The 11377-nt window shown below is 45.6% G+C and carries 12 protein-coding genes; 6 read left to right on the top strand and 6 right to left on the bottom strand.

The features are described 5' to 3' along the window. Window positions 1-28 precede the first annotated feature (28 nt). From AOB49_RS06760 to smpB, 5 genes are all read right to left on the bottom strand, one after another. Window positions 29-880, bottom strand: coding sequence for a proteasome-type protease (locus tag AOB49_RS06760; protein ID WP_062309191.1), 852 nt, complete (start codon window positions 878-880; stop codon window positions 29-31). 62 nt (window positions 881-942) lie between these two features. Next, window positions 943-1740, bottom strand: a complete 798-nt coding sequence (locus AOB49_RS06755) for a transglutaminase family protein (RefSeq protein WP_062309190.1) — start codon at window positions 1738-1740, stop codon at window positions 943-945. A gap of 8 nt (window positions 1741-1748) precedes the next feature. After that, complete coding sequence (locus AOB49_RS06750) at window positions 1749-2729, bottom strand: alpha-E domain-containing protein (protein ID WP_062309188.1); 981 nt, start codon at window positions 2727-2729, stop codon at window positions 1749-1751. Between the two features lie 14 nt (window positions 2730-2743). Further along, window positions 2744-4156, bottom strand: coding sequence for a circularly permuted type 2 ATP-grasp protein (locus AOB49_RS06745; protein ID WP_062309186.1), 1413 nt, complete (start codon window positions 4154-4156; stop codon window positions 2744-2746). A 109-nt stretch (window positions 4157-4265) separates the two neighbouring features. After that, entirely contained in the window at window positions 4266-4718 is a 453-nt protein-coding gene (gene smpB / locus AOB49_RS06740; RefSeq protein ID WP_062309183.1) for an SsrA-binding protein SmpB, read from the bottom strand. Between the two features lie 26 nt (window positions 4719-4744). Between smpB and AOB49_RS06735 the strand changes: the two genes are divergently transcribed. From AOB49_RS06735 to AOB49_RS06715, 5 genes are all read left to right on the top strand, one after another. Further along, window positions 4745-5179: a type II toxin-antitoxin system RatA family toxin gene (locus tag AOB49_RS06735; RefSeq protein ID WP_062309181.1), complete on the top strand. Its 435-nt coding sequence runs from the start codon at window positions 4745-4747 to the stop codon at window positions 5177-5179. Then, the gene (locus AOB49_RS06730; protein ID WP_062309179.1) at window positions 5169-5519 is read left to right on the top strand and encodes an RnfH family protein; all 351 of its coding nucleotides are present in this window, start codon (window positions 5169-5171) and stop codon (window positions 5517-5519) included. Before AOB49_RS06735 ends, AOB49_RS06730 begins: the two co-directional genes overlap by 11 nt. A gap of 26 nt (window positions 5520-5545) precedes the next feature. After that, window positions 5546-7012, top strand: a complete 1467-nt coding sequence (guaB, locus tag AOB49_RS06725; protein ID WP_062309177.1) for an IMP dehydrogenase — start codon at window positions 5546-5548, stop codon at window positions 7010-7012. Window positions 7013-7061: 49 nt separating this feature from the next. Next, a complete protein-coding gene (gene guaA / locus AOB49_RS06720; protein WP_062309175.1) occupies window positions 7062-8669 on the top strand; it encodes a glutamine-hydrolyzing GMP synthase in 1608 nt (535 codons plus the stop codon). 161 nt (window positions 8670-8830) lie between these two features. Further along, window positions 8831-10117: a tyrosine-type recombinase/integrase gene (locus tag AOB49_RS06715; RefSeq protein ID WP_062309174.1), complete on the top strand. Its 1287-nt coding sequence runs from the start codon at window positions 8831-8833 to the stop codon at window positions 10115-10117. A gap of 4 nt (window positions 10118-10121) precedes the next feature. On the opposite strand, the gene AOB49_RS06710 is transcribed toward AOB49_RS06715, so the two are convergent. Further along, window positions 10122-10691, bottom strand: a complete 570-nt coding sequence (locus AOB49_RS06710; protein ID WP_062309172.1) for a tyrosine-type recombinase/integrase — start codon at window positions 10689-10691, stop codon at window positions 10122-10124. 499 nt (window positions 10692-11190) lie between these two features. Here AOB49_RS06710 and AOB49_RS06705 point away from each other — a divergent pair, with 499 nt between their 5' ends. Further along, entirely contained in the window at window positions 11191-11376 is a 186-nt protein-coding gene (locus tag AOB49_RS06705; RefSeq protein WP_062309170.1) for a hypothetical protein, read from the top strand. The last annotated feature ends 1 nt before the right edge of the window (window position 11377 follow it).

Genomic DNA, 11377 nt, shown 5'->3' with positions numbered 1-11377 from the left:
CTAAAACACAAAAGGCCTGGATGCGAGTCTAGGCCTTTTTCTTTGCCGGTGTCTTAGGTGTCTTAGTATTTGGTTTAATAGTCTTTTTAGCGCGATAGATAGGGACTGCACCCATTTTCTTAGCTGGAGAAGCGATCGATCTTGAGGGCGTTGCTCCAGACCAGCTTGGTTCGGCAATCGAATTAAAAGCAGCGCGTAATTTTTCTCCCCAAAGCTCATGAATCATCTGGAAATATGGATTGGATTCATCTAGGGTAACTAGTTTGCTAGCTTGCAGAGAATTTTTTTCGTACACCAGTAAATCTAAGGGCAGGCCTACGGAGATATTGCTATTTAGTGTTGAGTCCATTGAGATAAGGGCGCACTTGGTTGCTAAATTCAGTGGAGTGTCAAAAGTAATGACTCTATCTAAGATGGGTTTTCCATATTTAGATTCACCAATTTGAAAGTAGCAAGTTTCTGGAGTGGCTTCAATAAAGTTGCCTGCAGAGTAGATATTAAATAATCTAGGACGCTCACCTTTAACCTGACCACCAAAGATGAGGTTGCAATTGAAATCAATCCCAGCTTTCTCTAGGGCCTTATGATCCCTATCGTAGACTTGCTTAATCGCATCCCCAATGACTGCTGCGGCATCATGTGAGTTATCAACATTCCACAGGTTTTTGCCATTCAGTAGCTGGCCTTGAAGAAGAATTTCTTTTACTGCTTGAGTAATGGCTAGATTGCCTGCACTCATCAGGGTAAAAAATCGATCTTGATCTTTTTGAAATAATGACATCTTTCGGAAGGTGCCAATTTGATCAACACCTGCATTAGTGCGGGTGTCGGATAAGAAAACTAAACCATCTTTGAGGCAAAGCCCAACACAATACGTCATCCTACAGACCCTTCATTCATTTCTTGAAATTATCCCTTACTTATCTTCAGTCAGGGCGAATCTTAGTTGATTTGAGATATGGAGATGCTGGCACTGAGTTCCTCGCCGCCGCCGCCAGAACGCACCCCTTTCACCGGGGCTGCCGAGTAATAGTCCCTGCCGATAGCAAGTCGAATATGACGGGCGTCAATAAGGCAGGCATGCGTAATATCAACGCTAATCCAAATTCCTCTATCGATATCGCTGCAGAAATCGATCCATGCATGACTGGCTAAATTAGGAGATTCTTCCGCGAAGAAATACCCGCTAACATAACGCGCTGGAATATTGGAAGCTCGGCAAAGACCCAACATAATATGAGCATGATCCTGGCATACGCCTGATTTCATTACGAACGATTGGGCGGCTGTGGTGGCAAAATTGGTTTGCCCTGGAAAGTAAAGAATATTTTCCTGAACGGCCTTGGCCAATCCTAAAACCTCATCAATCGAGTTTTTCTTGGGAAGAGAGCCTGAAAAATACTCAAGCATCGCGTTTGTTGGTTCTGTAAGGTGGGTTTGCTGAAGTAGATGATATGGCGATACCGCATTGCTCTCATCGATAAATTCAAAAGCATCTTGTGTGTGAACCTCGCCATCTGCCTCAATCATCATTGAGGTATAAGAGCTTTCTTGAACAAAGACGCTGCAGACATTCCCAAATACATCCAAGGAATTATTGGCCTTAATTGGTGTGCTGACCTTCCATTTCTCTACGGTTTGTCCGGCAACATTTGGCGGGGTAAGACGGAGCTCTTGAATGGAGTATCGAACTGGCGTTTCATATCGGTACTCGGTGCGGTGGCGAATCTTTAGGTGCATGATAATCTTTAGGCTACAGCCAATGGTATGAGGTAGGCGTTGCTGAATTCGTCGGCGATATGGTTGATACGTTCTAAAAACTCCTCGATAAATTCCTCTAGTCCTTGCGAGAAAACTTCATCAATATCCGAGTAATCTAGATTTGCTTTGAGTTTGCCAAGTAGGCGCTCGATCTCTTTTGATTGTTGATTTTTAACTTCCGATACCAACGGGATTAACTCATTTACGCAGCAGATGAGAGAGCGGGGCATTTGTTTGTTAAATATCAGGAGTTGTGCCACCTGTTTTGGGCTTACCTGATCGGAGTAGATTTGGCGATAGATTTCAAAGGCAGAGACGGAGCGAAGTAGGGCTGCCCAGTGATAGAAGTCAAAGAAGTCACCATCGGTGCCTTCAGCCTCGGCTTTGCTGTCGGAGCGCAATACCTTTAAGGACGCAGGATTTTCATATTTGGTTTCCAAGATGCGGGCGGTGTTGTCGGCGCGTTCCAATAGAGTGCCGACATTCATAAAGTAAAAGGCTTCATTTTTCAGCATAGTGCCGTGCATTACGCCTCTAAATAAGTGACAGCGGTGCTTTACCCAATCTAGTAGCCTACTTGGATCTGCTTGATTTCTTGCTTCTAATATCCTCTGGAGCTCTAGCCACGTCGTATTTTGAGTCTCCCAAACTTCAGAGGTAATCTTTCCTCGAATTACCCGTGCATTTTCCCTAGCGGAATATAAACAAGAGACAATGCTTGAGGGATTGCTGGTTTCATAGATCATGAAATCCAAAACATTTTCACGATTAATTACCTTGTAGTGATTTAAAAAGATCTCCTCTAACTTGGAAATAGTCAGTAACTTTTTCCAGCTTTGCTCAAGAAATTCTTCTGGCTGTGGCAATAGGGATGTTTGATGATTAACATCTAACATTCGTGCGGTATTTTCTGCGCGCTCGGTATAGCGCGCCATCCAATAGAGACAATCAGCAGTGCGACTTAACATAGGATTTCCATTGCTTATTCTTCCAAGACCCAGGTGTCCTTAGTGCCACCACCCTGTGAGGAGTTGACGACTAAAGAGCCTTCCTTGAGGGCAACCCTAGTGAGACCACCGGGCACCATCTTGATAGTTTTTCCTGAGAGCACAAAGGGTCTTAAATCAATGTGGCGTGGAGCTACCCCTGATTCAACAAAGGTAGGGCAAGTTGAAAGCGCTAGGGTTGGTTGCGCAATATATTTGTCCGGATTGGCAACGAGATGCTTTCTAAATTCTTCAATCTCTGCCTTGCTAGATGCTGGGCCAACGAGCATGCCATAACCCCCAGCGCCATGCGTTAGCTTGACTACTAGCTTGTCCAGATTTGCTAGGGTGTAAGCCAGATCATCGGGTTTCCGACATTGGAATGTCGGAACGTTATTGAGGATAGGCTTTTCACCTAAGTAGAACTCAATCATGTCTGGTACATATGGATAGATGGACTTGTCATCAGCAATGCCAGTTCCAATTGCATTTGCTAGGGTTACATTGCCGGCTCGGTGTGCCGAGAGTAATCCCGCGACTCCGAGGGTGGAATCAGAGCGGAATGCGAGTGGATCTAAAAAGTCATCATCTACCCGGCGATAAATAACATCAACCCTTTCAGGCCCTTGGGTAGTGCGCATAAAGACCTGTTCATTTTTCACAAACAAATCTTTTCCCTCTACTAATTCAACACCCATCTGTTGGGCTAAGTAGCTATGCTCAAAGTATGCTGAGTTATACATGCCGGGAGTTAAGACCACAACATTCGGCTTTTTCACATCATCAGGCTTTACTGATTTCAGGCACTCCAGTAAAAAATCGGGGTAGTGTTCGACAGGGGCGATTCGATACTTCTGAAAAAGATCCGGAAATAGTCGCATCATCATTTTGCGGTCTTCCACCATGTAAGAGACCCCAGATGGCACGCGCAAGTTGTCCTCTAGTACATAAAACTCACCTTCGCCAGCACGCACAATATCGATTCCGGCGATCTGCGCATAAATATCTCGCGGCACACTCACATTGCGCATTTCTGGTCGATATTGCGCATTATTAAAGATTTGTTCTGCGGGAATAATTCCTGCCTTAATGATTTCTTCTTCGTGATAAACATCATAGATAAACCGATTGAGTGCTTTCACGCGTTGACGTAAGCCCGCTTCAAGTTGCCCCCATTCGGATGCACTAAAAATTCGGGGGACTTGGTCGAATGGAATAGTTCTCTCTGATCCCAGATCATCCCCATAGACTGCGAAAGTGATGCCAACCCTGCGAAAGATCAGATCGGCCTCAGCACGTTTAAGTCCCATGAGGGTATCGCTTTGCTGTTTCAGCCAACGGTGAAAAATTTGGTAATGGGGTCGCGGTTTTCCGCTGGCGTCGAGCATTTCGTCAAAAGGCAATTTCATAGTTACAAACTAATGCCTGTGAGGAACTGCAAAATTTTGTGATGTAACGCCTTGGTGCCCTTTTGCACCTTAATAGGGCACGGTGCTCAGTTTTGAATGCATCGTCCGCTCAGGCGTTCAAGTCGCCCCTGGCAATGCGACCCTTCTGAGCTTCCCATTCGCGCTCTTTGGTTGCTGCGCGCTTATCGTGCTGCTTCTTGCCTCGCGCAAGACCAATCTCGCATTTCACATTGCCTTTTGAGAAATGAAGATTTAAGGGGACTAGGGTATAACCTTTTTGCTCTACCTTTCCGATCAGTTTGCGAATCTCAATGGCGTTGAGTAGTAATTTTCGGGTGCGGGTACTGTCTGGGACAATGTGAGTGGAAGCTGAGAGTAGGGGGGTAATGTGACAGCCGATCAGGAATAGCTCCGCCTTACGGATGACAACATACGCTTCTTTAATGTGCACGCGACCCGCACGGATGGCTTTAACTTCCCACCCCTCTAGAACGAGCCCTGCTTCGAACCGTTCCTCGATAAAATAATCGAAGAAGGCTTTTTTGTTATCGACGATACTCATATTTATTTAGCTTCTCAGGATCGATTATGGCAGACGTCTACAAGACCGTTTTAATTGCCCAATCCGCCGACCGAATGTATGGCTTGGTGACGGATGTGGCGCGTTACCCAGAGTTCCTTCCTTGGTGTGGTGGCGTGGAAATATTCGAACAAACCGAGACGGTTTTGGATGCCAAAATCAATATCCACTTTAAGGGTATTAATCAGTATTTTCATACCCGCAACATCAACCATCGCCCTGAAACCATTGATATGGTCTTTGTGGATGGTCCATTTAAGCATTTTTCAGGTCAATGGAACTTTATCCCCCTGAAGGAAGATGCTTGTAAAGTGGAGTTCAAGCTCCATTGGGAGTTCAAGAGTGTCATCCTAGATAAGATTATTGGCCCAGTATTTGGACACATTGCCGGGACCTTTGTCGATTGCTTTGTAAAGCGGGCTGAAGACCTCTATGGTCAGTAAATCCTTGGATATTCTGATTTGCGATGCTAGGCAGGGTGAACCCAAATTAAGCCCTTTTACCCTGAAACTAGCCCCAGATGAGCACCCTACGGTTGGTTTAGCCCTGGTGCAGGCCGGTATTGCATTAGGTCCAACCGATCCTATCTTGGCCAGAAAAGGCTGTTTTGGGGTGTTTGGTAAGCGTAAGGAGTGGGATAGCCCTATTTATTCTGGGGATCGACTGGAGCTTTATGCACCGCTACTGGCAGACCCCAAGGCTATCCGCCGTAAGAAAGCGAATCAGAACCAGGATGCCAAATTCCAGGCCGCCGCAGCTAAAAGAAAGGCTAGGAGGCTATAATCGGTTTTTGCGACTAGGGGTTTTGCATGCGACTCATTCAAAAAGCACTCACTTTTGACGATGTGCTCCTCGTACCGGCCTATTCATCGGTACTTCCTCGGGATGCCAGCTTGGCAAGTAAGTTAACTCGAGATATTTCACTTAATACACCGCTGGTGTCCGCTGCTATGGACACGGTCACGGAAGGTCGATTGGCGATCGCCATGGCCAGTGAAGGTGGTATTGGCATTATTCATAAAAACTTGAAGCCCGCCGAACAGGCTCGTGAGGTGGCTAAGGTGAAGCGCTATGAGTCTGGTGTTCTACGTGATCCAATCACGATCGCTCCGGATGTCACGCTACGCCAAGTGATTCAACTCTCACGTGAACATGGTTTTTCTGGTTTTCCTGTGCTTGTCGGTAAAGAGGTTGTTGGAATTATTACTAATCGCGACTTGCGTTTTGAGGAAGACCTTGATGCTCCAGTCAAAACCAAGATGACACCACGTGAGCGCTTAATTACGGTGAAAGAAGGTTGCTCATTAGAGGAGGCTAAGCGCCTCATGAGTCAACATCGTCTCGAACGTGTGCTTGTGGTGAACGACAAGTTTGAGTTGCGCGGTCTGATTACTGTTAAAGATATTTTGAAGGCAACTGAGCATCCCAATGCTTGCAAAGATGGGGAAGGAAAGTTGCGCGTTGGTGCCGCTGTTGGTGTTGGTCCGGATAACGATGAGCGTATTGAGCTCTTGGTCCGCGCTGGCGTAGATGTGATTGTGGTAGACACTGCCCATGGTCATAGCCAGGGCGTATTAGATCGAGTGAAGTGGGTTAAGAAAAATTACCCCCATGTTCAGGTCATTGGTGGAAACATTGCCACGGGTGATGCCGCTAAAGCTTTGGCTGACCATGGCGCTGATGGTGTGAAAGTTGGCATTGGCCCTGGCTCAATTTGTACTACTCGTATTGTTGCTGGTGTGGGTGTGCCACAAATTACGGCGATTGTGAATGTGGCTGCCGCACTCAAAGGCACTGGTATTCCACTGATTGCTGACGGTGGTGTACGTTACTCGGGTGACGTTGCTAAGGCTCTAGCTGCAGGTGCGAGCGCTGTCATGATGGGCGGTATGTTTGCCGGCACTGAAGAGGCGCCTGGTGAAGTTTTCTTATACCAAGGGCGATCCTATAAGAGTTATCGCGGTATGGGTTCCTTAGGCGCGATGGCTGATGGTTCAGCCGATCGTTATTTCCAGAGTGATATCAGTGCAGCCAATGCAGAAAAGCTTGTGCCCGAAGGCATTGAGGGTCAAGTGCCTTACAAAGGCAGCGTGCTCGCAATCTTGCATCAACTCACTGGTGGTATTCGTTCCTCAATGGGTTATCTTGGCTGCAAGACAATTGCAGAGCTTCATGAGAAAGCAAATTTTGTGGAAATCACTTCAGCAGGTGTGCGCGAGTCACATGTTCATGATGTGAAGATCACTAAGGAAGCACCGAATTACCATATTGATTAACAAATAAACAAAAGCTGAAATTGAAGCTGAATTAAAGACTGGTTCTTTCGTGCACGACAAAATACTGATTCTCGACTTTGGTTCACAAGTCACCCAATTGATAGCAAGACGTGTGCGTGATGCACGCGTCTATTCAGAAATCCACCCATACGATTGTGATCCAGAATTCATTCGAAAGTTTGTAGAAGAGCAGGGTTGCAAGGGAATTATTCTCTCGGGCGGCCCAAGCTCCGTGACAGAGGAAGGAAGTCCTCGTGCACCTCAAATCGTTTTTGAATTGGGTGTGCCTGTTCTTGGAATTTGTTATGGCATGCAGACGATGGCAACCCAGTTAGGTGGTGCCGTCGCCTCAGCCGAGTCACTAGGTAAAGCTCGCGAGTTTGGTTATTCAGAGGTGCGTGCTCATGGCCACACCAACTTACTTAAAGGGATTCAAGACTTGTCTACTAGCGAAGGCCATGGCATCCTGAAGGTGTGGATGAGTCACGGTGATTCAGTCACGACTTTGCCACCATCTTTTAAGCTGATGGCTTCAACGGAGTCTTGCCCGATTGCCGGTATGGCTGACGAAGAGCGTCGCTTTTATGCTTTCCAGTTTCACCCAGAAGTGACTCACACGCTACAAGGTGAGGCTATTCTGGGACGCTTTGTGCATCAGATTTGCTCATGTAAGCCAGATTGGGTCATGGGCGATTACATTGCCGAGGCGGTGGAAAACATTCGCCAGCAAGTCGGTGATGAGGAAGTTATCTTAGGTTTGTCGGGTGGAGTTGATTCTAGTGTTGCCGCTGCGTTGATTCATCGCGCTATCGGTGATCAGCTCACCTGTGTATTTGTTGATCATGGCCTGCTTCGTTTAAACGAAGGCGACATGGTGATGGAGATGTTTGCTCGCAACCTTGGTGTGAAGGTAATACGAGTAGATGCCAAAGATACCTTTATGGGTGAGTTGGCTGGCGTTTCCGATCCCGAGGCAAAGCGTAAGATTATTGGCAAAGAGTTTGTAGAAATTTTCCAGACAGAATCAGGAAAGATTCAAAATGCCAAATGGCTTGCTCAAGGAACGATCTATCCAGATGTGATTGAGTCTGCTGGTAAAGGAAAAAAAGGTGCGCACACAATTAAGAGTCACCACAACGTTGGCGGTTTGCCTGAGGACATGCACCTGAAGTTATTGGAGCCTTTGCGTGAGTTGTTTAAAGATGAGGTTCGTGAGTTAGGGGTGGCCCTGGGATTACCGCGAGAGATGGTGTATCGCCATCCATTCCCAGGCCCCGGCCTTGGTGTTCGCATCTTGGGTGAAGTTAAAGCGGAATTTGCCAGTTTGCTGCAACGTGCGGATGCGATCTTTATTGAAGAGCTACGCAATACGATTGATGAAGTCAGTCAAAAATCTTGGTATGACCTTACTAGTCAGGCCTTCGCAGTATTCTTGCCGGTTAAATCGGTAGGTGTGATGGGCGACGGTAGAACTTACGAATATGTTGTTGCTTTGCGAGCCGTACAGACTCAAGACTTTATGACTGCACATTGGGCGCACTTGCCTCATGACTTACTCGGTAAAGTGTCCAATCGCATTATTAATGAAGTGCGCGGCATCAATCGTGTTGTATACGACATCAGTGGAAAACCGCCAGCAACAATAGAGTGGGAGTAGTTTTCCTACTGTAAGTTGTTGATTTATAACGATTTACAAGTTACACATAAGTGACACACGCCAAAATAAGTTCTTGATTTTATTAAGCACTGAGCTTAAAGTTGCACGTAATGCTGCACATCGTTGCAGCTATTCAAAATCGTAGCAACCCGCAGCCCTAAATGACGCTTAAGAAAAAAACATTTGAAGAAGGTGAAGAGCCGATATTTGATGACGCTGTAATTTACAAGCGTGGAGAGTATTGGCAATTCCGTATGTGGCTTGTCAAAGAGCACAAATACGCCCGATTTAGTTTAAAAACCAGAAATAAAAGCACGGCAATCGATAAAGCTAAGCTGCACTATCACGAGCTTAAAGCTGGTGAGCTTGCTGGGAAAAAGTATTTTTCACTCACAACTAAAATCGGCGTAGAAAAGTACCTTGAAAACCGTGAGAAAGAAATAGGGCAGCCCAATGGCATTGTTAAAGGTCGCTATGGAACTATTAAGACGCATCTTGAGCATTGGCTAAATTTTATTGGTCGCGATGTAAAGCTAAAAGAACTTGAGCGGACGGACGGTGAGGATTACCTAGTTAATCGCACAAAGGGCAAAAAGAAATTACAAGTAAGTACAACTACGATTGCAAACGAACAGTCCACAATCAATGCAATGATGAAGTGGCTATACAAACGTGGTGAAACATATATCGACAGCTTTGACTTTAAGAAACTTCCACGTATAGACACAGGTGATGAAGCTAACCGCAGAAATACATTTACAGATTACGAGTTTGATGCAATAACAATTGCATTGAGGGCTTACATAGCTGAAGCGGAAAAAGATCTAAGTAATGAAGATAACCTTACTAAAGCTATTGGCGGCTATTACCTAGGAGTTTCTTTATTGTCAGGTATGCGTCGTGGTGAGCAGATGCAGCTCACATGGGGTGACGTTGTAGACATGGAGCATAAACGGGCTAGAAGCAAAGAATTTGATCTTGTAAAAATAACTGTTCGGGGTGTTACCAGTAAAACACGAAAGACCAGAAGATTTGCTGTTAAAGATTCAGAAAGGTATTTGGAAAGACTTTTCAAACTTGCACATAAGCTACATTTTAAAAATGCAAATGACAGCGAGGCAAAAGTAATGTTGGCTGGCTATCTAGTTTTTAGCAATGACGGTACTAGCAAAATTTCAGCCCGAACCATTGGCTATCATTTCGATAAAATTCTAGGACTTGCTAAAGTAAACAGACAAGACCGAGATTTGGTACCTTATAGCTGTAGACATTACTTTATTACTAAGCGAGTTAACAGTAACGTGCCTATTACTGCGATTGCCGAGATGTGCGGTACAAGTATTGCCCAAATTGAACGGACTTACTATCACACTACGGATGAAAAAATGGTCAGTAATGCATTGGCTGACTACACTGTTCAAGATGGTATGTATGTGTCGAAGCAGTAAGCTTTTAAACTAGTTCAACAGCGTTACGCAACACACCTGGACGCAAATCAATATAGCGTTGTGTTGTCGCCATGTTTGCATGTCCTGCAAGTGCCATCATTACGCGAACGCTCACGCCTTTTTCAGCTAGGTTTGTAAGAAAGCCTCTACGACCGCTGTGGCTGCTACAGCCATCCATTCCAGCTTGCTTATAAATTCCGTTAACAACTTGGGTGAGTGAGTTGGCTGTAAACGCTGCACTGCGTTGCGTAGCAAAAAGGGCTTGCTTTGGATCACGAACACGAACTGTGCTGATGTAGCTTGCAATTTCAGCCTGCATACGTTCGTTAAGCAATACGCTGCGACTGCGGTTGCCCTTTGTTTGAGCAGCTGTAAGGTTAATTTCGTCACGCACAGTGCCATCGCTCGCAAGCACATCGCAAACACGCACAGCAGCAACTTCACCAATCCGCATTCCTGCCAAGTGCGTAAGCAGCAGGATCACCCGATTACGTTTTGCGTTTTTTGTTTTGGTTACAAAATCCAGTAAACGTTGCAGTTCGCGTTCGTTAAGTGTTTTGGCTTGCTTGGTCATTTGTCTTTTTCGCTTTGATATTGAAACAGTGCTATTAGTATGTTTTCGTATGTTCAAAATTCCTACCTCTTTTTTGTCTTTTTGTGCCTCAATAAAATCAACGACTTAGCTGCACTGAGCATGTTTTGTGTAATTTATGCTCAGTGCTATTTAGCTGTGTTTCGTGGCACAAATGCCACGGCTAGACGTAGATTTGCGTACAAGCCCTGCACAGCGTTTTAAGCAAAAGTGCTGGTGCATGTAGCTCTGTGTGGCAATACGCCGCTTGTAGGGCTTTAAAAGCAGTGCAGCACACTAAAAAAGGGCTGTGCAATTCAAAAAATTTAGCTGCGTAAAAAGTTGAAGGGCAGTACTTATGCTTTCAAGATGGTGATTTTTAACCCCTGACCACCATGGATAGCAGCTTTGACGGTTTGCAGCTCAGTTTGATAAAAAATACTTTCCATAACTACGCCACTTCGGTTACATTGGATACACATTGTGTAACCGAGAGAATGTCATGAAAGATGCTGGAATGCGTATTCGTCTAGAGCCAGAGCTGCGGGATGCGTTCATGTCAGCATGTCATCAGAAGGACGTTCCAGCTGCTCAAGTGCTTCGAGAGTTTATGAAGGACTTTGTGAAGCATGTGGACACGGCACAAAGCCCTAAGAAGCTCCAAAAAAAGTCGAAAGCTCAGGGCTAAG

Source organism: Polynucleobacter sinensis, from assembly GCF_001595985.1.
Taxonomy (GTDB): Bacteria; Pseudomonadota; Gammaproteobacteria; order Burkholderiales; family Burkholderiaceae; genus Polynucleobacter; species Polynucleobacter sinensis.
The sequence above is the reverse complement of the archived record's forward strand: the minus strand, read 5'-3'. Positions and strand labels throughout refer to the sequence as shown.